Annotated in this window: 22 protein-coding genes; 16 read left to right on the top strand and 6 right to left on the bottom strand. The window is 73.5% G+C overall.

Annotated elements, in window-relative coordinates:
- Complete coding sequence (locus tag ACIBMZ_RS17850) at window positions 1-1,611, top strand: asparagine synthetase B family protein (protein ID WP_396695024.1); 1,611 nt, start codon at window positions 1-3, stop codon at window positions 1,609-1,611.
- A 20-nt stretch (window positions 1,612-1,631) separates the two neighbouring features.
- Here the strand turns inward: ACIBMZ_RS17850 and ACIBMZ_RS17845 are convergent, their stop codons facing one another.
- Together ACIBMZ_RS17845 and ACIBMZ_RS17840 are read right to left on the bottom strand one after the other, a co-directional pair.
- Window positions 1,632-2,846, bottom strand: coding sequence for an SLC13 family permease (locus ACIBMZ_RS17845; RefSeq protein ID WP_396695022.1), 1,215 nt, complete (start codon window positions 2,844-2,846; stop codon window positions 1,632-1,634).
- Window positions 2,847-3,275: 429 nt separating this feature from the next.
- Window positions 3,276-4,730 (bottom strand): LVIVD repeat-containing protein, encoded by a 1,455-nt coding sequence (locus tag ACIBMZ_RS17840; RefSeq protein ID WP_396695020.1) that lies wholly within the window; start codon window positions 4,728-4,730, stop codon window positions 3,276-3,278.
- 141 nt (window positions 4,731-4,871) lie between these two features.
- On the opposite strand from ACIBMZ_RS17840, the gene ACIBMZ_RS17835 reads away from it, so the two are divergent.
- The 5 genes from ACIBMZ_RS17835 to ACIBMZ_RS17815 all read left to right on the top strand — a co-directional run bounded on the left by ACIBMZ_RS17835 (window position 4,872) and on the right by ACIBMZ_RS17815 (window position 10,978).
- Window positions 4,872-5,567 carry a DUF305 domain-containing protein gene (locus ACIBMZ_RS17835; RefSeq protein ID WP_396695018.1) on the top strand — a complete coding sequence of 232 codons (696 nt, stop codon included), beginning with the start codon at window positions 4,872-4,874 and terminating at the stop codon, window positions 5,565-5,567.
- A gap of 37 nt (window positions 5,568-5,604) precedes the next feature.
- A complete protein-coding gene (locus ACIBMZ_RS17830) occupies window positions 5,605-6,891 on the top strand; it encodes a sensor histidine kinase (RefSeq protein ID WP_396695015.1) in 1,287 nt (428 codons plus the stop codon).
- The gene (locus ACIBMZ_RS17825) at window positions 6,888-7,571 is read left to right on the top strand and encodes a response regulator (protein WP_396695013.1); all 684 of its coding nucleotides are present in this window, start codon (window positions 6,888-6,890) and stop codon (window positions 7,569-7,571) included. Before ACIBMZ_RS17830 ends, ACIBMZ_RS17825 begins: the two co-directional genes overlap by 4 nt.
- 132 nt (window positions 7,572-7,703) lie before the next feature.
- Window positions 7,704-8,495, top strand: coding sequence for an ABC transporter ATP-binding protein (locus ACIBMZ_RS17820; RefSeq protein ID WP_396695011.1), 792 nt, complete (start codon window positions 7,704-7,706; stop codon window positions 8,493-8,495).
- Window positions 8,492-10,978: an ABC transporter permease gene (locus tag ACIBMZ_RS17815; protein WP_396695009.1), complete on the top strand. Its 2,487-nt coding sequence runs from the start codon at window positions 8,492-8,494 to the stop codon at window positions 10,976-10,978. The genes ACIBMZ_RS17820 and ACIBMZ_RS17815 overlap by 4 nt, the downstream gene beginning before the upstream one ends.
- Window positions 10,979-11,013: 35 nt before the next feature.
- On the opposite strand, the gene ACIBMZ_RS17810 is transcribed toward ACIBMZ_RS17815, so the two are convergent.
- Together ACIBMZ_RS17810 and ACIBMZ_RS17805 are read right to left on the bottom strand one after the other, a co-directional pair.
- Window positions 11,014-12,276, bottom strand: a complete 1,263-nt coding sequence (locus ACIBMZ_RS17810; RefSeq protein WP_396695007.1) for a nucleotide sugar dehydrogenase — start codon at window positions 12,274-12,276, stop codon at window positions 11,014-11,016.
- 97 nt (window positions 12,277-12,373) lie between these two features.
- The gene (locus ACIBMZ_RS17805) at window positions 12,374-13,729 is read right to left on the bottom strand and encodes a protein kinase (protein ID WP_396695005.1); all 1,356 of its coding nucleotides are present in this window, start codon (window positions 13,727-13,729) and stop codon (window positions 12,374-12,376) included.
- 498 nt (window positions 13,730-14,227) lie between these two features.
- Between ACIBMZ_RS17805 and ACIBMZ_RS17800 the strand changes: the two genes are divergently transcribed.
- The 9 genes from ACIBMZ_RS17800 to ACIBMZ_RS17760 all read left to right on the top strand — a co-directional run bounded on the left by ACIBMZ_RS17800 (window position 14,228) and on the right by ACIBMZ_RS17760 (window position 21,607).
- Entirely contained in the window at window positions 14,228-14,836 is a 609-nt protein-coding gene (locus ACIBMZ_RS17800; protein ID WP_396695003.1) for an RNA polymerase sigma factor, read from the top strand.
- A gap of 16 nt (window positions 14,837-14,852) precedes the next feature.
- On the top strand, window positions 14,853-15,608 hold the full coding sequence (locus ACIBMZ_RS17795; protein ID WP_396695001.1) for a hypothetical protein: 756 nt from the start codon (window positions 14,853-14,855) through the stop codon (window positions 15,606-15,608).
- Window positions 15,609-15,751: 143 nt separating this feature from the next.
- Window positions 15,752-16,987 (top strand): ergothioneine biosynthesis glutamate--cysteine ligase EgtA, encoded by a 1,236-nt coding sequence (gene egtA, locus ACIBMZ_RS17790; protein WP_396694999.1) that lies wholly within the window; start codon window positions 15,752-15,754, stop codon window positions 16,985-16,987.
- Window positions 16,984-18,318 carry an ergothioneine biosynthesis protein EgtB gene (gene egtB / locus ACIBMZ_RS17785; RefSeq protein ID WP_396694997.1) on the top strand — a complete coding sequence of 445 codons (1,335 nt, stop codon included), beginning with the start codon at window positions 16,984-16,986 and terminating at the stop codon, window positions 18,316-18,318. Before egtA ends, egtB begins: the two co-directional genes overlap by 4 nt.
- A 22-nt stretch (window positions 18,319-18,340) precedes the next feature.
- The gene (gene egtC, locus ACIBMZ_RS17780) at window positions 18,341-19,123 is read left to right on the top strand and encodes an ergothioneine biosynthesis protein EgtC (RefSeq protein ID WP_396694995.1); all 783 of its coding nucleotides are present in this window, start codon (window positions 18,341-18,343) and stop codon (window positions 19,121-19,123) included.
- Complete coding sequence (gene egtD / locus ACIBMZ_RS17775; RefSeq protein ID WP_396694993.1) at window positions 19,120-20,085, top strand: L-histidine N(alpha)-methyltransferase; 966 nt, start codon at window positions 19,120-19,122, stop codon at window positions 20,083-20,085. Before egtC ends, egtD begins: the two co-directional genes overlap by 4 nt.
- A gap of 248 nt (window positions 20,086-20,333) precedes the next feature.
- Complete coding sequence (locus ACIBMZ_RS17770) at window positions 20,334-20,921, top strand: TMEM165/GDT1 family protein (RefSeq protein WP_396694991.1); 588 nt, start codon at window positions 20,334-20,336, stop codon at window positions 20,919-20,921.
- A gap of 48 nt (window positions 20,922-20,969) precedes the next feature.
- A complete protein-coding gene (locus ACIBMZ_RS17765; protein ID WP_396694989.1) occupies window positions 20,970-21,332 on the top strand; it encodes a DUF1622 domain-containing protein in 363 nt (120 codons plus the stop codon).
- Entirely contained in the window at window positions 21,329-21,607 is a 279-nt protein-coding gene (locus tag ACIBMZ_RS17760) for a hypothetical protein (RefSeq protein WP_396694987.1), read from the top strand. Before ACIBMZ_RS17765 ends, ACIBMZ_RS17760 begins: the two co-directional genes overlap by 4 nt.
- A 15-nt stretch (window positions 21,608-21,622) precedes the next feature.
- Here ACIBMZ_RS17760 and nhaA read toward each other — a convergent pair whose 3' ends face one another.
- The gene (gene nhaA / locus ACIBMZ_RS17755) at window positions 21,623-22,948 is read right to left on the bottom strand and encodes a Na+/H+ antiporter NhaA (protein WP_396694985.1); all 1,326 of its coding nucleotides are present in this window, start codon (window positions 22,946-22,948) and stop codon (window positions 21,623-21,625) included.
- Window positions 22,949-23,314: 366 nt separating this feature from the next.
- Here nhaA and ACIBMZ_RS17750 point away from each other — a divergent pair, with 366 nt between their 5' ends.
- Window positions 23,315-24,781: a polysaccharide biosynthesis tyrosine autokinase gene (locus ACIBMZ_RS17750; protein ID WP_396694983.1), complete on the top strand. Its 1,467-nt coding sequence runs from the start codon at window positions 23,315-23,317 to the stop codon at window positions 24,779-24,781.
- Here the strand turns inward: ACIBMZ_RS17750 and ACIBMZ_RS17745 are convergent.
- Window positions 24,762-25,316 (bottom strand): low molecular weight phosphatase family protein, encoded by a 555-nt coding sequence (locus tag ACIBMZ_RS17745; protein WP_396694981.1) that lies wholly within the window; start codon window positions 25,314-25,316, stop codon window positions 24,762-24,764. The genes ACIBMZ_RS17750 and ACIBMZ_RS17745 overlap by 20 nt on opposite strands.
- Window positions 25,317-25,465: the final 149 nt, after the last annotated feature.

The raw sequence follows: 25,465 nt of genomic DNA, 5'->3' as shown, positions 1-25,465 counted from the left end.
ATGTGCGGCATCGTGCTGAGTGTCGGTCCGGAGGCCGACCCGGCGATCTTCCGGCGGATGCTCGCCACGCTGGTTCCGCGCGGTGAGGTCACCGAGACGCGGTACGAGAGCGGCCTGCTCGCCGGCACCCGGCGGCTGCGCGTGGTGGACCGGGACCGCGCGGTCCAGCCCTGGCTCTCCGCCGACGAGCGGTGGCTGCTCTGCTACAACGGCGAGGTCTTCAACCACCACGAGCTGCGCGCCGAGCTGACCGCCCTCGGCCACCGCTTCAACAGCGCCAGCGACACCGAGGTGGTGCTCGCCGCCTTCGAACGCTGGGGCGAGGAGATGGTGACCCGGCTGCGCGGCGAGTACGCCCTCGCCATCGTGGAACGGACCACGGGCCGGGTCTACCTGGCGCGGGACCCGCTCGGCGTGAAACCGCTGTACTGGTCCCGCGCGCCGGGGTGCCTGCACGTGGCCAGCGAGGTCAAGGCGCTGGTGCCGGCACGGGCGCCGGTGACCGAGGTGCCGCCGGGGCACCACGGCTGGATCGACGGGGACCACCGGGTCCGGCTCCGCCCGTACGTGGACCTGCTCACCCTCGGCGCGGACCGACCGCCGGTGACGGATCCGGACGAGGCCGCCCTGCTCGTCCGGGACACCCTCACCGACAGCATCCGGGTACGCCTGGACACCGACCTCACGGTGGGTGTGGTGCTCTCCGGCGGGCTGGACAGCTCGCTGGCGTTGCTGCACACGGCACAGGCGCACCCGGACTGCGTCGCGGTCACCGTCGGCGCGCCGGGCAGCCCCGACCTGGCGTACGCCCGGCGGCTGGCCAAGGAGCTGGGGGTGCCGCACGAGGTGGTCGAGTTGCGCCCGCGCGACATCCGCCTCGCCGACGTCCGCGAGGCGATCCGCATCTCCGAGCTGACCGAGTACGGCGACATCATCAACGCGGTGGTCTCGGTGCCGATCTTCCGTCGGCTGCGCGAGCTGGGCGTCAAGGTGGTGCTCACCGGGGACGGCTCCGACGAGCTGTTCGGCGGCTACCCGATGTACCACGAGGTCGGCCCGGCGGCGTCCCGTCGGCTGTTCCTCCACAAGATCCGCAACCTGTGCCGCACCGAGTTGCAGCGCGTCGACCGGACCAGCATGGGCTTCGGCGTCGAGGCCCGGGTGCCCTTCCTGGACCTGGCTCTGGTCGAGTTGGCCATGCGACTCCCGCTCGATCTCAAGATGCGCGACGGCCAGGAGAAGTGGATCGTCCGCCGGGCCTTCGCCGACCTGCTGCCCGACTACATCCGTCGCCGGCCGAAGAACCCCATGTCGTACTCCTCAGGCCTGCACGAGCGGGCCCGGCTGTACAAGCCGTTCTTCGCCCGCCTGCACCGCTCGTTCGGCTACGACCTGCTGGAACCGGTCCGGCGTGACTTCGACAGCGTGCTGACGCGCTGCGGCAACGACCTGGACGCGGCGATCGCCGCCGGCCGGGCGCGACCGGACTACACGGTGCTGGAGCACGCCCGGGACCTGGTGGGTGCGGCCCGCTGGAACGCCGCCCCGATGGTGCGTCGCCTGGTCACCCCACGTCGCACTCGGGGCGACGAGGCACCTCTGCCCGGCTGAACCGTCTCGCGGTGCCGTGGTCAGGTGGTGAGCAGGAGGGCGCTGACGGCGGCGAGGGTGCCGAGGGTCGCGACGGCGGCGCTGGTGGCGAGGAAACGGACCAGCGGCACCCGTACCCGGGCGGCCCGGCAGCGTTCCAGCCAGAGCAGGGTGGCCAGGGACGCCCACGGCAGCGCCAACGGGCCGATGTTGGTGCCGATCAGCAGGGCGAGCAGGCGTTGCCGGTCACCGGCCGGCAGCACCGCCTCGCCGGCCAGGTAGGCGGGCAGGTTGTTGACCAGGTTGGACAGCAGCGCGCCGGTGCCGCCCGCGCGGAGCAGCCCGGGCACCCCGCCGTCGTTCCCGGCGAGGCGGGCGACGAGGTCGTTCAGGCCGAACGCGCCGATGGTCTGGACCACCAGGAACAGGCCGGTGACGAAGAGCAGCAGCCGCCAGGGCAGCAGGGCGGGGCGCAGCGTGCCGGGGGAGCGGACCGCGAAGACGACCAGCAGCAGGCCGGCGGCGACCGCTGAGGCGAGGCCGACCGGTGCGCCGGCCACGATCGCGCCGACGAAGATCAGGCAGGCGGCGAGCGCGGTGCGGTAGAGCACCGGGTCGGCGGGCCGGTGTACCGAGGGTGGCGGGAACCGGCCGTCGGCGGGGCGGTCGCGTCGCCACCAGAAGTACCAGAGCAGGACCGTGGTGACCGCGAGCGCGGCGAGTTGGGGCAGCCACATGACGCTCGCGTACGCCAGCGGGGCGAGCCCGATCCGGTCGGCGGCCAACAGGTTGGTCAGGTTGGAGACCGGCAGCAGCAGGCTGGCCGTGTTCGCCAGCCAGACCGTGGTGACCGCCAGCGGGGCCACCGCCGTGCGCAGAGTGACCGCCAGCGCGAGCATCACCGGCGTGAGCAGCACCGCAGTGGTGTCCAGGTTGAGCACGACGGTGGTGAGCGCGGCGAAGCCGACGCAGAGCGCGAACAGGAGCGGCCAGCGGCCCCGGGCGGCGACCGCCAGCCGGGTGGCGAGCACGTCGAAGACCCCGGCGGCGGCGGTGAGTTCGGCCAGGACCACCACGGTGCCGAGGAAGACCAGCAGCGGCAGGACCCGGGCGAGGGTGTCGGCGGCGTCGGCGCGGGGCAGCAGGCCGGTCGCCACGCACGCGGTACCGAGGACGGCCAGCCCGACGGCGACCACGTCCAGCGGGTGCGGCCGACGTCGGCCGGGTGCGGCCGGGACGGCCTTCGGGGAGGTCACGGCGCATCTTCGCACGCCCGGACGGCCCGATCCGTTCGGGTGCCGGTCGAGGTGACGACCGGTACCGGCGGGGCTGACGACGGTGACCCGGGCGGATGCGGCCCCGGACGCGACGGCGGCGAACCGGAGACCCGCGGAGCATGACGGCGGCCCGCCGGGACCGTGGCCGAGACGCGACGGCGGCCTGCCGGCGGCACCGGGGTTGGTGCGGTCGGCAGGCCGCCGGGGGGTCGCGGGTCAGCCCGCGGGCGGGTACGGGTCGTCCTGGTAGGTGTACTCGGTCCGCGCCATTGCTGCACCCCTCAGCTGCGTGACGGAACGTGCCGGACGAGGTACCCGGGACCGGCGGGGCAAAACACGACGCGGGGCGCACGTGGTGCGGGCCCGGCCCCCGGGACGGGGACCGGGCCCGGTGAGGTGCGGGTGGTGCTACCAGCTCAGGTAGCTGGGCTGGGTCTGGACGTTGAACTCGCGGTAGTGGACCAGCTTGGCCGACCACGTCCGCCAGTCGTTGAGTTCGAGGACGTCCAGCCCCTTCTGGATGTCGGAGGAGTAGATGTGCCCGTTGTAGTAGTAGGCCGACCAGGAGCCGCCGACGATCAACTGGCTGTCCGAGAGCGGTCCCCGCTCCCAGAAGCCGATCTCGGTGGGCTTGCGGGAGTCGGTGAAGTCCCACACCGAGATGCCGCCCTGATACCACGCCTGGACCATGATGTCCTTGCCGAGGACCGGGATCAGCGAGCCGTTGTGCGCCACGCAGTTCTCGGTGTCGCCGTTGGTCCGCGGGATCTTGTAGTAGCTGCGGAACTCCAGCTTCCGGTTGGCGCCCCGGCCGGTGAGGTCGTAGATCGCGTTGGCGCCCCGGTTCGGGCCGATCTCCTCGTTGCAGGTGGCGCCGCCACCGCCGCCGAGTTCGTCGGTGAAGACGACCTTGGTGCCGCGGTTGTTGAAGGTGGCCGAGTGCCAGAACGCGAAGTTGACCGTGTCGCGCACCGTGTGCAGCACGCGGGGGGCCTCCCGCTTGCTGATGTCCAGCAGCACGCCGTCACCCATGCACGCCCCGGCGGCGAGGTCCTTCTCCGGGTAGGCGGTGATGTCGTGGCAGCCGCTGGTCGCCGATCCGCCCGTACGGCCCTCGTAGCCGCCGTCCGGGAAGAGGTTCGGGGTGGCGACCACGGCCGCGTCGGTCGGCTTCTTCAGCGGGACCTTGACGATGCTGATCGAGTCGTGCGGCGGCTGGCAGTCGGGGAAGGTTGCCTGCGGGCTGTACGAGGAGACGTACAGGTAGACCGACTTCTTGTCCTTCGCCGGCACCAGCGTGTGGGTGTGCGAGCCGCAGGCGGTCTCGACCGCCTTGAGGTAGCGCGGCTTCTTCTTGTCCTTCACGTCGAAGATCTTGATGCCCTCCCACGACTCCTTGATCGTGGCGGGCTGGGAGACGCTGCTGCACGAGTCGTCGCTGCGGGACGCGTCGGTCGACAGGAAGAGCAGGTCACCGTAGATGGAGATGTCGTTCTGCGCGCCCGGGCAGAGCACCTGCGACACGATCTTCGGCTTGCTCGGCTTGGCGACGTCGTAGATGACGAAGCCGTCGTAGTTGCCGACGAAGGCGTACTTGCCCTGGAAGGCGATGTCGGTGCCGAGCGCCGCCGTGGTGTCGAACGGGGCCTGCTTGGGCAGGTTGGCGATCTGCTTGAGGTTGGGGCTGTGGGAGATCTCGTCGACACCGAGGGGTGCCTCGACGGCGGCGGACTGGGTGGTCGTCCGCGTGACCGTCTGCGCGTTGCCGGGTGAGGCGACGGCGATGCTGGCGAGGAGGAGCCCGGTGGCGGCCACGCTGACGACGCGTAGCTGCCGCCCCCGCGGCGGGGTCGATCCGACCATCGGCGATGCCCTTCGAGAGGCGAGTGGCGATGGGCCGTACCATAACTCCGCGACGACGCTCATCGATGTGAGCTGGCTCACATCTAGCTAACATCGTGAATGGATACGATCGCTGCGACCTCGACCCTGAGGGGGTGTCGCATGACCGCCCGACGTGGACGCCTCCTGGCTGTCGTCACATCGGTCGTGGTGGTGCTCGCGGTGTCGGCGTACGCGTTGCGCGACGGCGACGAGCCCACGCCACCCGGGCCGGCGCCCGCCGCCGAGGCCGCGTCGTCGGTCGCTCCGTCGCCGGATCCGGACGCGCCGCTGGTGATCGTGCCCGGACGTCCCGGCGAACCGGCCGTCGAGCGGCCCGGCTCCGAGGTGCGCGACGACTCGCCACCGCGGTTCAACACCCTGGACGCCTGGTTCGCGCGGATGATGATCCCGCACCACGAGCAGGCGCTGGAGATGTCGGCGCTCGCCCCGGACCGGGCCGCCGACCCCCGGGTACGCGCCCTGGCCGACCGGATCCGCGCCGGCCAGCGCCCCGAGATCGGCGTGCTGCGAGCCTGGCTGGCCGAGCGCCACCTCTCCACCGACGTGTCCGGGCACGACCACGCCACGATGAAGGGCATGCAGTCGCCCGAGGCGATGGGTCGGCTCGCCGCCGCCCGGGGCGTCGACTTCGACCGCCTCTTCCTGCGGATGATGACCGAACACCACGAGGGCGCTGTGGTGATGGCGACCGACCTGCTCAGAGTGGGCCTCGACCAGCGGATGTCGGAGTTCGCCACCTCGGTCGCCACCGAGCAGGGCGTGGAGATCGGCCGGATGCGCGACCTCGTCGGCTGACCGGCACCGGGCGGACCCCACACCACCCGTACGCTGGGTGACGATGAGAACGACGGTCCTGGGCCGCCCGCTGCGCGGGGTCGCCTTCGACGTGGCGGTCTCCGGTGCCGTGGCGTTGCTCGCGCTGGCTTCCACCGCCGGCAGCGCCGCCGGGTGGCCCGGCACCATGCTCGGGCTGGGCATGGCGGTGGCGCTGCTGTGGCGACGGGTGCGTCCGGTCGCCGTCACGGCGGTCGTGGCGGTGCTGGCGTACGCCCAGGTCGCCCTCGAATGGGCACCCCTGCCGTACGACATCGCGGTGCTGATCGCCCTCTACAGCCTGGTCAAGTACGCCGACCGGCTGCGCGACGGGGTCCTGGCCGGGATCGTCGCCGCGCTCGGGGTGGTGTTCGCCGCGGTGCGGACGCCGTCCCAGGTCGCCTGGGTCTTCACCGCCGTCTTCTACGGGCTGGTCGTCGGCGCGGTCTGGCTGGCGGCGCTGAACGTGCGGACCCGTCGGCTGTACGTGCTCAGCCTGGAGGAACGGGCGGCCACCCTGGAGCGGGAACGGGAGGCGCAGGCGCGGGCGGCGGTGGCCGAGGAACGCACCCGGATCGCGCGCGAGCTGCACGACGTGGTGGCGCACGGCATGGCGGTGATGATCGTGCAGGCCGACGGTGCCCGGTACGTGCTCGACAAGGACCCGCAGGCGGCCCGTGAGGCGGTCCGGATCGTCGCGGACACCGGCCGACAGGCGTTGGCCGACATGCGGCGGCTGGTGGACGTCCTACGGGAACCGAGCCGACCGGACCCGGCCACCACCGGACCCGACGCGGCACCGGGATCATCGACCAGACCCCACGCGGCACCGGACCCGTCGGCCGGGCCCGACCGGGTGCCGGAACCCGCCGAGCCGACCCACCGGCGTCCCTCCGTCGCCGAGCTGCCCGCCCTGCTGGACCGGTTCCGCGCCGCCGGGCTCCAGGTGCGCTACGAGGTCACCGGCCGCCCCGGGGCACTGCCGCCAGCGGTGGAGCTGACCGTCTACCGGCTGGTGCAGGAGGCGCTGACCAACACGCTCAAGCACGCCGGGGTCGGCGCCACCGCCGAGGTCAGCCTGGCGCACCACGAAGACACCGTCGTGCTCGAGGTCCTCGACGACGGACGGGGCCGCGTCCCGGCCACCCCGGCGCCGCCCGGCGGGCACGGCCTGGTCGGCATGCGCGAACGCGTCTCCGTGTACGACGGCAACCTCACCGCCGGCCCTCGCCCGACCGGGGGATGGCTGCTGCGGGCGCGACTGCCGCTACCCTCGTCCCCCGGGACGGAGGTGGTCACGGCATGACGGTCCGGGTGGTGATCGTGGACGACCAGGCCCTGGTCCGGGCCGGCTTCCGGATGGTGCTCGACTCCCAGCCCGACCTGGAGGTGGTCGGCGAGGCGATCGACGGCGCCGACGCCCTACGGCTGCTCGCCCGCGTCGAGGCCGACGTGGTGGTGATGGACGTGCGGATGCCGACCATGGACGGCGTGGAGGCCACCCGCCGGCTCTGCGCCGACCAGCCCTCCGCCGGTCCCCGGGTGCTGGTGCTGACCACGTTCGACACCGAGGCGGACGCCTTCGCCGCGCTGCGCGCCGGTGCCAGCGGCTTCCTGCTCAAGAACGTGCCGCCCGAGGAGTTGCTCACCGCGATCCGGGTGGTCGCCCAGGGCGACTCGGTGGTGGCCCCGCCGATCACCCGACGCCTGCTGGACCGGTTCGCCGGGCAGCTCGGCGCCGGGCCGACCGAGGAGCCCCGGCTGGCCCGGCTCACCGAGCGGGAACGGGAGATCCTGCTGCTGGTCGCGCAGGGTCTGGCCAACGCCGAGATCGCCACCCGGGTGCACGTCGCCGAGGCGACGGTGAAGACGCACGTCGGGCGGATCCTGGCCAAGCTGGAGGTGCGCGACCGGGTGCAGGCCGTGGTGTTGGCGTACGAGAGCGGCCTGGTCACCCCGGGCGCGGAGAACCGGCGTACGACCTGAGGCGTACGGGACCGCCCGGTCCGGGACGACCTGCGGCGTACCGAGGTCGAGCGCGCGGGTTGATCTCGACCGGGCGGTGCACTTCCTAGCGTCGGGGACGTCCCATTCCGTCCTCCGCACGGGGAGTCGCACGTGTCTCTCGCCCCACCCGTCCACGCCGTCGCCGGTGTCGCCGTCACCGCCCGGGGCCTGTCCAAGCGGTACGGCACCGGCCCGGCCGCCGTCGTCGCGCTCGACCGGGTCGACCTCGACGTGGCCGCCGGCCGGTTCACCGCCATCATGGGACCGTCCGGCTCCGGCAAGTCGACGCTGATGCACTGTCTGGCCGGGCTGGACCGGCCGAGCACGGGCACGGTGTGCGTCGGCGACGCCGAGCTGGGCCGCCTGGACGACCGACGGCTCACCCTGCTGCGCCGGGACCGGGTCGGTTTCGTGTTCCAGAGGTTCAACCTGCTGCCCGCGCTGCGCGCGGCGGAGAACATCACGCTGCCGCTGGACATCGCCGGTCGCCGGGCCGACCCGGCCTGGCTGCGTCAGGTGGTCGCCGCCGTCGGGCTGACCGACCGGGTACGGCACCGCCCGGCCGAACTCTCCGGCGGCCAGCAGCAGCGCGTCGCGGTGGCCCGGGCGCTGATCACCAAACCGTGGGTGATCTTCGCCGACGAGCCGACCGGCAACCTGGACTCCCGGGCCGGGGCCGAGGTGCTGCGGCTGCTGCGCGACGCGGTGGACAGCCTCGGCCAGACGGTGGTGATGGTGACCCACGACCCGGTCGCCGCCGGGTACGCCGACCGGGTGGTCTTCCTCGCCGACGGCCGCCCGGTCCGGGACCTGGCCGAGCCCACCGCCGAGCTGGTCCTCGACGTGCTCGCCCACCTGGACCCGTCCGCCGCCGGGGCCGGCGCACCGACGCGGGGGCGGTGACCGTGCTCCGACTGACGCTTCGTTCGCTGCGTGCCGAGGTGGCCCGGATGGTGATGTCCACCGTCGCCGTGGTGCTCGGCGTGGCCTTCGTCGCCGGTACGCTGATCTTCGTCGACGGGATGCGGGCCGGTGCGTACGACCGCGCCGGCACCTTCGACCGACACACCGACGCCGGGATCTACGCCGAACGGGAGCCGATCGACCCGACGCTCGTCGACCGGGTCCGTGCCCTCGACGGCGTCCGCGCCGCCGAGGGCGAACTGACCGACACCGCCGGGGTGGTGGGCTCGGACGGGCGGCCGGTGCTCGGCTTCGGCGTCCTCGCCGCCGTCCCGACCGATCCGGCGCTCCAGTCCTACGACGTGGTGACCGGGCGGCTGCCGGTCCGGACCGGCGAGGTGGTGCTCGACCGGCGGACCGTCGACGACCAGTCGTTCCGCCTCGGCGGCACGGTACGCGTCGGCGGCGCCGCCGGAGCGGCCCGGCCGTACACGCTGGTCGGCGTGGTCGACGTGGCCGACACCCCGCGCGACATCGGCGGGCCGTTCGTCGGGCTGGTCGGCGCCGACGCGCTCGCCGTCACCGGCTGGTCCGGGTACGGGCGGATCATGGTCGCGGCCGAGCCCGGGATCACCGAGACCGAGTTGGCCGCCCGGCTCGCCGACGTCGCCGGGGCGGGCACCACCGTGCGGACCCGCGCGGAGATCCTGGACGCCGCCGTCGCCGACGCGGTCCGCGACGTGGACCAGTTCCACCTGGTGCTGCTCACCTTCGCCGCGGTGGCGGTGGTGGTGGCGGCCTTCGTCATCGGCAACACCTTCACCATCGTGCTGGCCCAACGCACCCGCCGGACCGCGCTGCTGCGCCTGGTCGGGGCCACCCGGGGGCAGGTGTTCCGGGCCGCAGTGCTGGAGTCGGCGGTGGTGGGCCTGGCCGCCTCGGCGCTCGGCGTCCTGGTCGGAACCGGACTCGCCGCCGCGCTGACCGCCCTGGTGTCGCGACTGGACATGCCGCTGCGCGGTGAGCTGACCGTCACCGGCGGCACCGTGCTGGGCTGCCTGGTCGCCGGCACCGCACTCACCGTCGCCGCCGCCTGTGTACCGGCCTGGCAGGGCACCCGGGTCGCCCCGGTGGCCGCACTCACCGACGCCGCCGTGCAGGTCACCCGACCCGCCGGCCGGGTCCGGCTGGCCGGTGGCGCGGTGGTCCTCGCCGCCGGGACCGCCGCCCTGGCCGGCGCGGCCTCCGCCGGACAGATCATGCTGGTCGCCCTCGGCGGAGTGCTGAGCTTCCTCGGCATCGTGCTGTTCGGCCCGGTGCTGGTGCCGGCGCTGGTCCGGGTGCTCGGGTCGCCGCTACGGCGGATCCTCGGCGTCACCGGCGCACTCGCCGTGGCCAACGCGGTGCGCAACCCCCGACGGGTGGCCGCGACCGCCACCGCGTTGGTGATCGGCATCGGGCTGGTCACCTCGTTCCTGGTCGGCGCGCAGAGCACCAAGGTGGCCATCGAACGGACCGTGGACGCCGAGATCGGGGTGGACTTCCTGGTCACCGGCATCGGCGTGGACCTGCCCGCCGGGCTCACCGGCGCGCTGGCCGCCCGGCCCGAGCTGGGCGTGGTGCACGAGTCCCGGACCCGGACCGTCGACGACGTCGAGTACCGGACGGTGCACCCGGCACTGGTCGGCGACCGGATCGAGCAGGTGGTGGCCGGGCAACTCGACCGGCTCGCACCGGGGCGGATCCTGGTGGACCGCGAGTTGGCCCAGCGACGCGGCTGGTCGGCGGGGGACCGGGTCACCCTCCGGTCCCAGCCGTTCGAGGTGGCGGCGGTGGTCGACGGACTGGCGGCCGGCGGCACCGGATCGGCGGTACCACCCGGGCACGCGGTGGGCCTGGTCGACACCGACCACCGTCGCCTCTTCCCCGACGAGCGCGGCTTCCAGGCCGAGATCGACCCGGCCCAGGGCGTGCCGGACGGTACGGCGCGTGCCGCCATCGCGGCGGTACTGGTCGACTACCCGACGGTCAACCTGCTGGACCAGGCGGCGTACAAGCGGATGCTCACCTCCACGGTGGACATGCTGCTCGCGTTCGTGGTCGCGTTGCTCGGGCTGGCGGTGGTGATCGCCCTGGTCGGGGTGGCGAACACGTTGAGCCTGTCGGTGGTCGAACGGACCCGGGAGAACGCCGTGCTGCGGGCCGTGGGGCTGACCGGTGGCCGGATGCGCGCCATGCTGGCCGTCGAGGCGGTCCTCACCGCGCTGGTCGGCGCGGTGCTCGGGGTCGCGCTGGGCACCGGCGTCACCGCCGGGGCGATGGCGTTGCTGGCCCGGCTCGCCGGAGAGTTCACCCTGGTCGTGCCCTGGGCGCGGCTCGCCGGGGTGCTGGCCGTCGCGCTACTGGCCGCGCTGTCGGCGTCGGTGCTGCCGGCGCGGCGCGCGCTGGCTCGCCCGGTCGTCGAGGCGCTGGCTGATCAGTGAGGATCGCCGCGATGGGGCGCGGTGAGGCGCAGTGGTCAGAGGCGTTCGACGGTGGGGCCGGTGCAGCGGTTGCGGGTGTCGAAGACGTAGCGGGACTCGCGGGCCACCAGGTCGTAGTCGAACGTGTCGTGGTCGGTCACCACCACCACGCCGTCGGCCTCCCGCAACTCGCGTTCGGTCAGGTCCACGATCACCACCCCGTCCGGCAGGTGGTGTGCCTCGGCGTACGGCTCCACCGCGCGGACCTCGGCACCGAGGTCCCGCAGCCGCCGGGCCACGTCCACCGCCGGGGAGTCGCGCATGTCGCCGGTGTTGCGCTTGTACGCCAGCCCGAGCAGCAGCAGTCGCGCGCCACTGACCGCCCGGCCGGAGCGGTTCAGCCCGGCCATCACCCGTTGTGCCACGTGCTCGGGCATCTCGTGGTTGATGTCGTTGGCCAGCTCGATGAACCGGAACTGCCGGCCCAGGCGTCGCTTGACCTGCCAGGACAGGTAGCACGGGTCGATCGGCAGGCAGTGCCCGCCGACGCCGGGGCCGGGCCGGAACGGCATGAAGCCGAACGGCTTGCTCTCGGCCGCGTCGATGGCCTGCCAGACGTCGATGTCGAGCTGGTGCGACAGCATCGTCAGCTCGTTGACCAGGGCGATGTTGACCTGGCGGAAGGTGTTCTCGATCAGCTTGGTCAACTCGGCCACCCGGGTCGAGTCGACCGGGACCGTCCGCTCCACCAGCCGCCGATAGAACTCGTCGACCCGGGCCAGGGAGACCTCGTCGACCCCGGAGACCACCTTCGGGGTGTTCTCCAGCCGCCAGCTCGGGTTGCCCGGGTCGATCCGCTCCGGGCTGTACCCGAGGTGGTAGTCACCGGGGCTGCGCAGCCCGCTGGCCGACTCCAGCAGCGGGCGCAGCAACTCCTCGGTGGTGCCCGGGTAGGTGGTGGACTCCAGGATCACCGTGCAGCCGGGCCGCAGGTACGGCGCGATGCCGGTGCCGGCCTGCTCCACGTAGCTCAGGTCCGGGGTGCCGTCGCGCAGCGGAGTGGGCACCGTGATGACACAGATGTCGAAGTCCCGCGCGTCGGCGTACTCGCTGCTGGGCCGGTACCGCCCGCTGGACAGGGCCCGGCCGAGGCGGTCGGCGGGGATGTCGGCCACGAACGACTCACCCGAGGCGAGCCGCTTGACCCGGTCGGTGTCGACGTCGAGGCCGACCACGTCCAGCCCGGCTTCGACGGCGCGCATGGCCAGCGGCAGGCCGACGTACCCCTGCCCGATGACGACCAACTTCTCCAGGCTCACCCGAGCTCCTGACCGGTAGACAGTACCTGCTGGTCAGGAGCCTAGAGCGGAGTGTGACCCCGTACGTCCGTTTCGGTGATATAGGGGCTGGTGGGACTCAGCTCGCCTCGCCGTTGTCCGGCGGATCGACCGGTGGCGGTGCGGTGGTGGTGGTCGGCGTCGTGCCCGGCGTCTGCGACGGGGCGGGGCTGGTCGCGGTCGGCTCGGCGCTGGTCGCGCTGGGCGTCGGCGACGGGGACCCGGTCGGCTCGCCGGTCTGTGAGGTGCTCGGCTGCGCCGACGGCGACTCGGTCGGGCTGGCCGTGGAGCCGGCCGGGCGCAGCGGCGGCACCCGGGCGGGACTGCTCTCCTCGGTGCTCGACGGCGTCTCGGCGGGACCGGTCGCGTCGGGGCTCGGTGAGTTCGTCGGCAGGTTCACCGCCGGGGTGTCCGCCTCGCTGGTCGCGCCGAGCGCGGCGCCCAGGGCCACGAACCCGACCAGTACGGCGGTGAGCGCGCCGACCAGCGCGCCGCGCCGCCGTCGACCGGGCGGGGCGGGGTCGCCCGCCGGGACGTCCGTGCGGGTGTCCGGGCCGGGCTCCCGCAACCCGGCGGCGGCCGGGACCAGTGCGGTCGGCAGCGAGCCGTCGGAGACCGCCGCCCGCGCCGCCTCGGCCATCGCCGCGCCGCTGCCGAACCGGTCCGCCGGGTCCTTGGCCAGCGCGCGGGCGACCAGGACGCGGACCGCCTCCGGGATGTCGGACGGCAGGTCCGGCGGCGGGTCGTCGAGGTGCCGCACGGCGACCTGGAGCGGGTTGTCCCCGGTGAACGGCGGGCTGCCGGTCAGGCAGCAGTAGGCGACGGCGCCGAGCGCGTACAGGTCGGTCGCGCCGGAGACCGGGCGGCCGGCGGCCTGTTCGGGCGCCATGTAGAGCGCGGTGCCGGGCACCGCGTTGGTGCTGGTGATGCTCGTCACGTTCGCCGACCGGGCCACGCCGAAGTCGACCAGGACGACCGTGCCGTCCTCCTGCACCAGCAGGTTGCTCGGCTTCACGTCGCGGTGCACGATGCCGCCGAGGTGCGCGGCGTGCAGCGCCTGCGCCGCCTGGGCCACCACCGACATCGCCAGGCCCACGTCCAGGCGACCCTCGGCCTCGATCCGCTTGGACAGCGGCTGGCCGGTGACGAACTCCATGACCAGGTAGTCGGCCCGGCCGCCGTCGGGCAGGTCGTCCTCGCCGCAGTCGAAGACCTGGACGATGCCCGGGTGGCGCAGCGCCGCCATGATCCGGGCCTCGGCGCGGAAACGGGCGATGAAGTCGGGGTCGGAGACCAGCGAGGGCAGCAGCACCTTCACCGCGACCTGCCGGCCGAGGATCAGGTCGGACGCGCGCCAGACGTCACCCATGCCGCCGGTGGCGACACGTTCGTCCAGGCGGTACCGACCGCTGAGTACGACCTCCGAAGACAACACGGGACCACCGTACCCACCCGGGGGCCGGACGGCGCGCCGGCATGACGGCGCATCTTACCGTCGGCCGTACCCGACACGGGGCGTGTCGTGATGTCACGTGTACCGTGAGTCACAGCACGGGGATGCTCCGTCGACCGGTCGAGGTCAGGCGGTCGGACCCGCCCGACGGTAGCGTCGGCGGACCACGGTTCGTTACGGCGAAACGCCGTCCCGCCCGGTTGAGAATTGTCACTGTGCCTGCCGGCCCCCGGCGGCTTGTCCGACCTGGGCGGAAGCTCTAACGTCAGCCCGATCCGGCGAGGTCGCGGAAGTTCCACCGCTGGTTGTGGATCGCGACGCGGTCGGGAAAAATCCGCTTCCGGGCCACGGCGGTCCGTCAGCGAACAGGTCACGGGGGCGGGGTGCGGGAAGAGGTCCGGATGGTGGACCGCGCCGGCACCCGATCGCCCGCCCGGCCCACGTCCCGCGAGCGAACCGGTGGACGGAAGCGGCAGAGCCATGACCGGTGAACTGAGCCAGGCGGTCGAGGCGGCCAGGAGCGGGGACGAGGAGGCATTCCGCTTCCTCTACCGCAGCCTCCAGCCGGGGCTGTTGCGGTACCTGACCGCGCTGGTCGGCGGGGACGCCGAGGACGTGGCCTCGGAGACGTGGTTGCAGGTCGCGCGCGACCTGCCCAACTTCACGGGTGGAGAGTTCCGTGCCTGGGTCGTCACCATCGCCCGCAACCGGGCCATGGACCACCTGCGGCGGCAACGTCGTCGGCCGGCACTCCCGGTGCCGGTCCAGGAACTCAGCGAACTGGCCGGTGACGCCGACACCGCCGAACGCGCCGGGGAGACCATCGGCACGGAGGCCGCCCTCGCCATGATCGCCAGCCTGCCACCCCGCGAGGCCGAGGCGGTCCTGCTGCGTGCGGTCGTCGGACTCGACGCCGCGACCGCCGGGCGGGTGCTCGGCCGCCGCGCCGGAGCGGTCCGTACCGCCGCGCACCGGGGACTGCGGCGGTTGGCGTTGATGCTGGACCGGCAGGCCGCGCCGGGCGACGTCCCGCCACGTCCGCGTACCGGCCCCGCACAGGCGCCGCACGCCGAGTCGGTGGACGGCTGACGTGGGCGGACTGTGGATGAGGTGGCGCCGGTCGGATCCGGCCGTCTCCCGGGCCGAGTCCGACCGGCTGCTCGACACCGCCGCCGCGCCCTCGTCAGCCGGGACCGGAGACCCGCTCGCCGGGCTGCTGCGGGCCGTCGCCGCCCCGCCGCGCGATCACGAACTCACCGGGGAGCAGGCCGCGCTCGCCGCGTTCCGGGCGGCCCGCCGGGGGGACGCGCCGGTCCCGTCGGCCCGGCCGCGTCGCCGCCGCCTCACCGCCGGTGCGGTGGCCTGGATCGCCGCTGTCGCGGCGACCGCCACCGCCGGGGCCGCCCTCGCCGCGGTCAACCTCGACCGCCCGGCCCCGCCACCGGTGCCGCCGGCCACCTCCGCCCCCGCCGAGACCTCCGCGCCCGCCACCCCGACCCCGTCCGAGACCCGGCCGGACGCCACCGCCGACCCGACGGGGATTACGTCCACCGCCGCGTCGCCCTCGCCCACCTCGTCGCCCACCGGCTCGCCCAGCCCGTCCGAGACGGGCACCCCCGAGGCGTCGACGTACGGCGGACCGCTCGACCCCGGTCACACCGGCCACTGCCGGTCGTACCTGTCGAAGTCCGAGCGGCAGCGGGAGAAGGCGATGGACAGTCCGGGCTTCGCCGAGCTGCGGGACGCGGCCGGTGGCGCCGAGAACGTGGCCGCGTACTGCCGGGCGCTGCTGGCCGAGGTCGACCCGGACTGGCTGGCCAAGCACGGCGCCGACCCGGACGACACGTCCGCCACCGGATAGCGGCGGAGGCCGCCGACGCCCCGCCCCTCGATTGCGACGGGAACGTGAATTCGGTTCGACGGATGTGCCGACAACGTGAAGATGTCACTGCGACGGGTTACGGTGACGATTACCGAGCCGGCATCGGACAAGGGAGCCGTTGCGTGGTCACCTCACCGGACGTCGATCACATCCCCGTGCTGCGGGACCGCGCCGCAGCCGCCCGACATCTCGCCCGGATCTGCTTCAAGACCGGCCCACCGACCTACACCGGTGTCGAGCTCGAATGGACGGTCCACGAGGCCGTCGACCCCACGCGTCCCGTCGACGCCGCCCGGCTGAGAGCGGCACTGGGGCCCTACAGCCCCGTCACACTGGATCGGACCAGCCCCGCCCGCCGTCTGCTGCGGGGCGGCACGGTGACCGTCGAGCCCGGCGGGCAGGTGGAGATCTCCACCCCGCCGCAAGCCTCCGTCACCGCGCTGATCGAGGCCACCCAGTCCGACATCGACCAGGTCACCCGCCTGCTCGGCGCGGCCGGGCTGCGCCTCGGCCGCGCCGGCATCGACGCGTACCGGCCACCCCGACCGGTCATCGACACACCCCGCTACCGGGCCATGCGCCGGGTCTTCGACCGGTACGGTCCGGACGGCCGCACGATGATGTACAGCACCGCCGGCCTACAGGTCTGCCTCGACGCGGGGCGGCCCGAGCAGGTCACCGCCCGGTGGGCGCTGGTGCACGCGGTCGGACCGCCGCTGCTGGCCGCCTTCGCCACCGCCGACCGCCATGCCGGCCGGAACACCGGATGGGCGTCGGCCCGGATGGGCGCGTGGGCCCGGATCGACCCGGCCCGCACCGCCCCGGTCTGGACACCCGAGGTGGCCGGCGTCGACCCGGTCGCCGCCTGGACCCGGTACGCACTGGCCGCCCCGCTGCTCTGCGTCCGCGACGACAGCGGCGACTGGACCCCGCCCCCGGACGTGACGTTCGCCGACTGGATCGACGGGGCGTTACCCCGCGCGCCCACCGTCGACGACCTCGAATACCACGTCAGCACACTGTTCCCGCCGGTACGGCCCCGTGGCTACCTGGAACTGCGCTACGTCGACGCCCAGCCCGGGCGCGGCTGGACGCTGCCGCTGGCGGTGCTCGCCGCGCTGCTCGGCGACAGCGAGACCACCGACGCCGCGATGGTGCTGGCCGCCCCGGTGGCCGACCGCTGGCTCATCGCCGCCCGGCACGGACTGCACGACCCGTGCCTGGCCACCGTCGCCGTGGGCCTGCTCGACCTGGCCCTGGCGGCGCTGCCCCGGCTCGACCTGCCGGGTGCCCTGCACGACGAGATCGACCAGGGAGTACGACGACGGCGCGACGCCGCCCAGAGGAGGCAGCGATGACCGACACCACCACCGGCCTCGGCGCGGAGGAGCTGCGCGCCCGGATCGCCGCGGAGCTGGACCGCACCCGGGCCCGCACCGTCGTGCTGACCGAGACGGTCGACGACGGCGACCTGACCCGCCAGCACTCGCCGCTGATGTCCCCACTGGTCTGGGACTTCGCCCACATCGGCAACCAGGAGGAACTCTGGCTGGTCCGGGACGTCGGCGGACGCGAGCCGGTCCGGTGCGACATCGACGACCTGTACGACGCCTTCAAGCAGCCGCGCAGGGACCGCCCGTCGCTGCCGCTGCTGCCGCCGACCGAGGCGAGGGCGTACGTGTCGACCGTCCGCGAGAAGGTGTACGACCTGCTCGACGGCGTCTCCTTCGAGGAGCGTCGCCTGGTCACCGACGGGTTCGCCTTCGGGATGATCGTGCAGCACGAGCAGCAGCACGACGAGACCATGCTCGCCACCCACCAACTGCGCTCCGGTCCCGCGGTGCTGCACGCGCCACCGCCGCCCGAGCCGACCGCCCGGGTGGCCGGGGAGGTGCTGGTGCCGGCCGGTCCGTTCACCATGGGCACCGACACCGACCCGTGGGCGCTGGACAACGAACGCCCGGCCCACCGGGTGGAGCTGCCCGCGTACGTCATCGACGCCGCCCCGGTGACCAACGGGGCGTACCGGGAGTTCATCGCCGACGGCGGGTACGACGACCCGCGCTGGTGGAGCGAGGCGGGCTGGCGGCACCGGCAGGAGGCCGGACTGGGCGCGCCGATGCACTGGCGGCGCGACGGCGACGGCTGGGCGTACCGGCGGTTCGGCCGGTGGGACCGGGTGCGCGACGACGAGCCGGTGGTGCACGTCTGCTTCCACGAGGCGCGCGCGTACGCCGCCTGGGCCGGCAAGCGGCTGCCCACCGAGGCGGAGTGGGAGAAGGCGGCCCGCTGGGATCCGGCCACCGGCCGGTCCCGCCGGTACCCGTGGGGCGACGAGGATCCCACCTCGGCCCACGCCAACCTGGGGCAGCGGCATCTGTGGCCGGCGCCGGTCGGCGCGTACCCGGCCGGGGCGTCCCCGCTCGGCGTGCACCAGTTGGTGGGCGACGTGTGGGAGTGGGTGTCGACGCCGCTGCGGGGTTATCCCGGCTTCGCCGCCTTCCCCTACCGGGAGTACTCCGAGGTCTTCTTCGGTGACGACTACCAGGTGCTGCGCGGCGGGTCGTTCGGCACCGACCGGGCCGCCTGTCGGGGCACCTTCCGCAACTGGGACTACCCGATCCGCCGGCAGATCTTCAGCGGCTTCCGCCTGGCCCGCGACGCCCGGCCCGAGGAGGCCGACCGGTGACGGTCGTGCTCCGAGGCGCCTGATGTGCCGCCACCTGGCCTATCTCGGGCCATCACGGACGCTGCGGGAACTGCTGTTCGACCCGCCGCACTCGCTGGTACGCCAGTCCTGGGCGCCCCGCGACATGCGCGGCGGCGGGACGATCAACGCGGACGGGTTCGGGGTCGGCTGGTATCCGTCGACCGGCGGCGATCCGGTGCGGTACCGGCGGGCCCAGCCGATCTGGAGCGACCCGACCATCGTCGACCTGGCGGCGGTCACCTCGACCGGTGCGGTGCTGGCCGCGGTGCGGTCGGCCACGGTCGGCATGGCGGTGGTGGACGCCGCCGCCGCGCCCTTCGCCGCGGGCCGGTGGCTGTTCAGCCACAACGGGGTGGTGCGCGGCTGGCCGGACGCGGTGGTGCCGCTGGCCGCCGCGCTGCCCGTCCGCGATCTGCTCACGCTGGACGCCAGCACCGACTCGGCGCTGCTGTGGGCGCTGGTCCGGCACCGGTTGCGCGCCGGTCTGCCACCCGAGCAGGCGATCGCCGAGACGGTCACCTCGGTCACCGCGGCGGCCCCGGGGTCACGGCTCAATCTGTTGCTCACCGACGGCGTGACGGTGGTCGCCAGCGTGGTCGGGCACGCCCTCTCCGTCCGCACCACGCCGGACTCGGTGCTGCTCTCCTCCGAACCGCACGACGACGACCCGGCCTGGCGGGAGGTGCCGGACGGCCACCTCGTCACCGCCACCGCCACCGACCTGCACCTGCGCCCCCTGCCCGGGCCCCACCACCGACCGTCCGACGGAAGGGACAACGGATGAGCACCGAGCCGCTGGAGATCCACCTCGACGACCGGGACATCGAGCGCAGCCTGCGGCACGACGTCCGGGTCGGGCTGACCGCCGAGCCGAAGTGGTTGCCGCCGAAGTGGTTCTACGACGCGCGGGGAAGTGAACTCTTCGAGGAGATCACCCGGCTGCCGGAGTACTACCCGACCCGGGCCGAACGCGCGGTACTGGCCGCACACGCGCCCGAGATCGCCGAGCTGACCGGCGCGAAGACGCTCATCGAGCTCGGGTCCGGCTCGTCGGAGAAGACCCGGCTGTTGCTGGACGCCTTCACCCGGCGACGCGGGCTGGGCACGTTCGTGCCCCTGGACGTGTCGGCCAGCGCGCTCGCCGCGTCCACCGCCGCGCTCGCCGCCGACTATCCCGGGCTGCGGGTACGCGGCATCGTCGGCGACTTCACCCGGCACCTGGACCGGCTCCCCGCCGGCGGGCGGCGGCTGGTGATCTTCCTCGGCGGCACCATCGGCAACCTGCTGCCGGCCGAGCGGGCCGAGTTCCTCGCCCGGATGCGGGCCGCGCTGGAGGTGGGGGACTGGCTGCTGGTCGGTACCGACCTGGTGAAGGACCCGGCGGTGATCGTGCCCGCGTACGACGACGCGGCGGGGGTGACCGCGGAGTTCAACCGCAACGTGCTGCGGGTGCTCAACCGCGAGTTGGACGCCGACTTCGATCCGGCGGCCTTCGCCCACGTCGCGCTCTGGGATCCGGAGCAGGAGTGGATCGAGATGCGGCTGCGGGCACTGCGGCCGGTCCGGGTACGCGTACTCGACCTCGACGTGACCTTCGCGGAGGGGGAGGAACTGCGCACGGAGGTGTCGGCGAAGTTCCGTCCGGAGCGGATCGCGGCGGAACTCGCCTCGGCGGGGTTCCACGCCGAGCGTTTCTGGACCGACCCCGGCGGCCTGTTCGGCGTGACCCTGGCGCGGGCGGACTGATCCGGCGGGCGCACCGCGACGGCGGGCGTGTGTGTCGGGTCACCCGGCGGTCCGGGCGGGCGACGATCGGCTAGGCTGTGCCGCAGCGAAGGGGAGTAGCCCGCAACGCCGTGGTCGACATACTGGTGCGTTCCGCATCCGGCCACGCGGCCTCGTCATGACGGGGCGGGCGAGACCTTCGACCCAGGCTTGACAGCCGGGTCGAGGGCACCCCGTCTCCTCCTCCCGGCCCGACCCGGAAGGACGTCATGGAGGGGTTCCTCGTCGCGCTGGCGGTCAGCTTCGGCGTGATCTTCGTTGCCGAGCTGGGAGACAAGTCCCAGCTCATGGCTCTGGCATTCGCCACCCGATATCGCACCGTGCCGATCCTGATCGGTATCACCGTGGCCACCGCCGTGGTGCACCTGGCCTCGGTGGCGATCGGTGTCGGGCTGGGCGCCGCGCTGCCCACCGGCTGGATCTCGTTGCTCGCGGGTGTGGCCTTCATCGGTTTCGGCCTCTGGACCCTGCGCGGGGACACGCTCACCGAGGAGGAGAAGCGCAAGGCCGCCAAGGGCGGCAAGTCGGCCGTGCTGGCCGTCGGTGTCGCGTTCTTCCTCGCCGAGCTGGGCGACAAGACCATGCTCGCCACGATCACGCTCGCCACCCAGTACGGCTGGTTCGGCACCTGGATCGGCTCGACCATCGGCATGGTCGCCGCCGACGCGCTCGCCATCGTCGTCGGTCGGCTCCTCGGCCGCAAGCTCCCGGAGCGGACCATCAAGTACGGTGCCGCGGCCCTGTTCGCCATCAGCGGCATCTGGTTGATCCTGGAGGCGGTCGCGGAACTCACCTGACCGAGCGGAGCGGGCGACTACCCGGGCCCTGCCCGGGTAGTCGCCCGCGTGGACGTCGACGTGCTCCTGGAACGCGGTCACCACATCCTGGTGATCGCGGTGGAGCTGGTCGGCGCAGCAGTGATCGTCATCGGGGCGGCCTGGGCCGCGCTGCGGTTCGTGGTGGACGGGATCCGCTACCGCGACGCGACCGTGTTCACCCGGATCCGGTTGACGCTCGGCCGGTTCCTGGTGCTCGGGCTGGAGTTCCAGTTGGCGGCGGACATCCTGCGGACCGCGCTGTCGCCGACCTTCACCCAGATCGGCCAGCTCGCCGCGATCGCCGCCATCCGGACCGTGCTGAACCACGTCCTCGGCCGGGAGATCGAGCACGAGCAGGAACAGGTCGGTCGACCGGGACGGGCGTCGTGATCCCGGCGTTGGCCTTGGTCGTCGCGGCGCTCGGCGTACTCGGCGCCGGGGTCGCGCTGGTCACCACCGGGTCCCGGTCGACCGCACTGCGGGTGCTGCTGGACATGCTCGTCGCCGCCGGCCTGCTGCGGCTGACCGGGGAGCAGACCTGGCGGGAACTCGCTGCCACCGTCCTGATCGTGCTGCTGCGGCGGATGCTCAGCAGCGCGTTGACGGAGAACTTCCGCTGGTCGGCCCGCCCGGCCGAGCGGGTCGGCCGGGCGTCCGAGGGCTGATCGGGCGTGCCCGGCTCAGTCGGCGGGCCGCTGGTAGACGTCCGGCACGCCGTCCCGGTTCGCGTCCACCCGTTCCTTGCGGGCGATCGCCCGGTACCTGCGGTTGCGCGGAGCCAGCACCAGCGCGGCGCAGAGTGCCGAGATCAGCGAACCACCGAGGACCGCCACCGTGACGTTGTCCCCGGCCGTGCCGGCCGCGCCGAAGGCCAGCTCGCCGATCAGCAGCGACACGGTGAAGCCGATGCCCGCCAGCAGGGCCACGCCGAGCAGGTCCGGCCAGGTGATGTCCTCGGCCAGCCGGGCCCGGGTGAACCGGGCCAGCAGGAAGGTGGCGCCGAGGACGCCGACGCACTTGCCGACCACCAGACCGAGCACGATGCCGACCACGATCGGATCGGTGACCACCGCGCCCAGGTCGGCGCCGCGTAGCGACACACCGGCGGCGAAGAACGCGAACACCGGCACGGCGAGTCCGGCCGACACCGGTCGCCACCGGTGTTCCAGGTGGGCGGCCAGGCCGGGACGGTGGCGGCCGTCGCGCCCGCGCCCGGCGAGCACCGGCACGGTGAAGCCGAGCGCGACGCCGGCCACCGTGGCGTGCACGCCGGAGGCGTGCACCAGCGTCCAGGCCAGCAGGGCGAGCGGACCGAGCGCCCACCACCAGGTGTGCCGACGCTGCACCAGCAGGCCGAACAGCGCGATCGGCGCCACGGCGCCGAGCAGTGGCAGCGGGTGGAACTCGGCGGTGTAGAAGATCGCGATGACGGTGATGGCGAGCAGGTCGTCGACCACGGCGAGGGTGAGCAGGAAGGCGCGCAACCCCTGCGGCAGGTACGCCCCGATCACCGCCAGCACGGCCAGCGCGAAGGCGATGTCGGTGGCGGTCGGGACGGCCCAGCCGCGCAGGCCCTCGCCGCCGGCCGCGAGGTTCACCCCGACGTAGATCAGGGCGGGGGCCACCATCCCGCCCACGGCGGCCACGATGGGCAACGCGGCGCGGCGTGGGTCGCGCAGCCCACCGGCGACGAACTCCCGTTTGAGTTCCAGCCCGACCACGAAGAAGAAGACCGCCAGCAGGCCGTCCGCGGCCCAGGTCGCCAGGTCGAGATCGAGGTGCAGGGCGGCGCCGCCGGGCCAGGGCACCCACGCGCCCAGCGCGGCGTACCCGCCGGACCAGGGGGAGTTCGCCCAGATCAGGGCGATCACCGCGCCGACGAGCAGGAGCGCGCCGCCGACGGTCTCGGTGCGCAGCACCTCGGCCAGGAAGCGGGCCTCCGGCCAGGAGGTACGCGCGAAGAGACGCCGCAGGCCGCGGCGTCGGGGTGGTGGGGATGTGGACATGCCTGGTTCTCACCTCGCCGGTCGGGGACAGCGCGACTGCCACGCCGACCAGGCTTCCCGGCACACCGTCCACGACCCTATCCAGCGGTGCCGGTGGCGGCGCGCCCGGGGGAGTGCCCCGCCCCGATCACCTGCGGCGGATCCGGTACGCCCCCGGCGGAGAAATCGCATTTTTCCCGGTCGGCAGGCGATTCCGACGGACGGTCGGTCCGGTTGGGCATTGCGGGCGCGGTCCTCTGCCGAGGAAAACCCCTAACTCCGGACATAACGCTTATGAGCGGCTTTAATGGTTCACGAGATTAAGTAGACCTTGGGGGTTTTCGTGAGTTTCTTTGGCGTTACCGGCCCGGTACGGAGGCGCGCCTGATGGACCTGTACCGCCAACTGCGTCTCGTTCGTCAACGCTGGTGGATCGTCCTGGTCACCCTCGTGGTGGCCCTCGGACTGACCGCCCTGGTCACCGTTCGGGCGCAGCCCCGCTACGTCGCCTCGGTCACCTTCTTCGTCACCACCCCCAGCCAGGGCGTCACCGACGCCTACCAGGGTGGCCTCTTCCTCCAGCAGCGCGTCAAGTCCTACGCCGAGCTGCTGACCAGCGACCGGCTGGCGCAGGCCGCGGTCGCGGACAACCAGCTCGGGCTGACCGCCGAGGAGATCCAGCAGCGGGTCAGCACCTCCACCGAGACCGGCACGGTCCTGCTACGGGCGTCGGTGACCGACACCGACCAGACCCGCGCGCTGCGGGTGACCGAGGCGCTCTCGGCGAAGTTCGTCGAGCTGGTGCAGAAGGTCGAGGCCCGGCCGGACGGCAGCCCCGGACCCATCAAGATCGAAGTGGTCAGCGGTCCCCGGGTCACCCCCACCCCGGTCTCGCCGCAGCCGCTGCGTAACACCGCCATCGGCACCCTGATCGGCCTGCTGGCCGGCGTGGCCCTGGCGATCCTGCGCGGCATGGCGGACGTACGCCTGCGGGACGCGGCCGGTCTGCAACGGGTGACCGGCAGCCCACTGCTCGGCGAGATCCCGATCGACGCCAGCGCCCGCACCGCCCCGCTGATCGTCGGCGACGCCGCCACCTCGGCGCGGGCCGAGGCGGTCCGCAAGCTCCGCACCAACCTGCGCTTCGTCGACGTGCACGAACCCGCCCGGGTCATCGCCGTCACCAGCGCGTTGCAGGGCGAGGGCAAGACCACCATGTCGTGCAACCTGGCCATCGCGCTGGCCGAGGCGGGCTGGCGGGTACTGCTGGTCGACGCCGACCTGCGCCGGCCGAAGGTCGGCGACTACCTCGGCATCGACTCCGGCGTCGGGCTCACCGACGTGCTCGTCGGTGACGTCCAGGTCGGCGACGTGGTCCAGCGCTGGGGCGACAAGTCCCTGCTGGTGCTGCCCAGCGGCTCGGCCCCGCCGAACCCGAGCGAGCTGCTCGGCTCCAAGGCCATGTCCGACCTGCTGACCGCCCTGCGCGAGTCCGCGGACATCGTCGTCATCGACACCGCGCCGCTGCTCGCGGTCACCGACGGTGTGGTGGTCGCGGTACAGGCCGACGGCGCGCTGCTGGTCACCCAGCAGGGGCGTACCTCGCGGGCGCAGGTCGCCGCGGCGGCGCGGGCGCTGCACTCGGTCTCGGTACGGCTGCTCGGCTGCGTGCTGAACATGGCCCGGGTGCCCAAGGCGGAGGCCTACCAGTACGAGGCGTACCGGGTGGTCGCCGAGACACCGCCGACGACGACCGCGACGGGCGGGCGGGCCGGTGCCGGTCGGCACGCCGAGCGCAAGCCGGTGGCCGACCTGACCGATCACACCCAGGAACTCACCCGGCTGCCCCGATGAGCGCCGCCAGGGGGCGCAACGACCGCTCGATCTCCTCCGCGCAGGCGCGGAAGTCGGCGGGTGTGCCGGCGACCGGGTCGCGCAGGTCGTCGGCCTCCGCCGGAGCGGGTTGCAGTCGCCCCCGGGCCAGGGCGGCGGCGGCCACCGCGGCCGCCAGCGAGTCGTCCGGCTCGTCCTCGGCGGGTTCCGCCGCCGCGGCGAGCCGACCGAACTGGCGCACCGTGAACGTCCGGTGCAGCGCAGCCGGGGCCAGCGAGGTGCAGAGCGAACGCTGGCGTCGGGTGGCGGTCAGCACCAGCACCGCCTCGGTGAGGTGCGCGGCGAGCAGCCGCCGACTGCGGAACGCCGCCGGGTCCGCACCGGTTCCGGCGGCGATCTCGGCCGCGTACGGGTGCATCTCCAAGCCCTCGACGGCGTCGGTGCCGGCGCTCGCGACGGTCAGCGGACGCCCGGCGAGCAGGCGGCGCGCGGTGTACTCGGCCATCGGCGACCGGCACAGGTTGGCGTGGCAGACGAACAGCACCCCGGTGAGCATGGGTGACCCCTTCGACGACGTGGCCGTCGACGGCAACGCCGCGACGGGGGACGACCGCCGGTGGTGGCCGCCCGGTGAGGGGATGCCGAGATCGTACGCAGCCGGGTCGTCGTGGTCCCCGGCCGCCGCGCCGGACCGGCGCCCGGCAG

The organism is Micromonospora sp. NPDC049900, assembly GCF_044461025.1.
Lineage (GTDB): Bacteria > Actinomycetota > Actinomycetes > Mycobacteriales > Micromonosporaceae > Micromonospora.
Note: the sequence above shows the minus strand (reverse complement) of the source record. Positions and strands in the feature narration are given on the sequence as shown.

Excerpts from the sequence above, each read along its gene's own strand:
- ACIBMZ_RS17850 (WP_396695024.1), top strand. The coding sequence starts at position 1 with ATGTGCGGCATCGTGCTGAGTGTCGGTCCGGAGGCCGACCCGGCGATC.
- ACIBMZ_RS17840 (WP_396695020.1), bottom strand. The coding sequence starts at position 4,730 with ATGGTCGGATCGACCCCGCCGCGGGGGCGGCAGCTACGCGTCGTCAGC.
- ACIBMZ_RS17835 (WP_396695018.1), top strand. The coding sequence starts at position 4,872 with ATGACCGCCCGACGTGGACGCCTCCTGGCTGTCGTCACATCGGTCGTG.
- ACIBMZ_RS17825 (WP_396695013.1), top strand. The coding sequence starts at position 6,888 with ATGACGGTCCGGGTGGTGATCGTGGACGACCAGGCCCTGGTCCGGGCC.
- ACIBMZ_RS17800 (WP_396695003.1), top strand. The coding sequence starts at position 14,228 with ATGACCGGTGAACTGAGCCAGGCGGTCGAGGCGGCCAGGAGCGGGGAC.
- ACIBMZ_RS17795 (WP_396695001.1), top strand. The coding sequence starts at position 14,853 with ATGAGGTGGCGCCGGTCGGATCCGGCCGTCTCCCGGGCCGAGTCCGAC.
- egtB (WP_396694997.1), top strand. The coding sequence starts at position 16,984 with ATGACCGACACCACCACCGGCCTCGGCGCGGAGGAGCTGCGCGCCCGG.
- egtC (WP_396694995.1), top strand. The coding sequence starts at position 18,341 with ATGTGCCGCCACCTGGCCTATCTCGGGCCATCACGGACGCTGCGGGAA.
- egtD (WP_396694993.1), top strand. The coding sequence starts at position 19,120 with ATGAGCACCGAGCCGCTGGAGATCCACCTCGACGACCGGGACATCGAG.
- ACIBMZ_RS17770 (WP_396694991.1), top strand. The coding sequence starts at position 20,334 with ATGGAGGGGTTCCTCGTCGCGCTGGCGGTCAGCTTCGGCGTGATCTTC.
- nhaA (WP_396694985.1), bottom strand. The coding sequence starts at position 22,948 with ATGTCCACATCCCCACCACCCCGACGCCGCGGCCTGCGGCGTCTCTTC.
- ACIBMZ_RS17750 (WP_396694983.1), top strand. The coding sequence starts at position 23,315 with ATGGACCTGTACCGCCAACTGCGTCTCGTTCGTCAACGCTGGTGGATC.
- ACIBMZ_RS17745 (WP_396694981.1), bottom strand. The coding sequence starts at position 25,316 with ATGCTCACCGGGGTGCTGTTCGTCTGCCACGCCAACCTGTGCCGGTCG.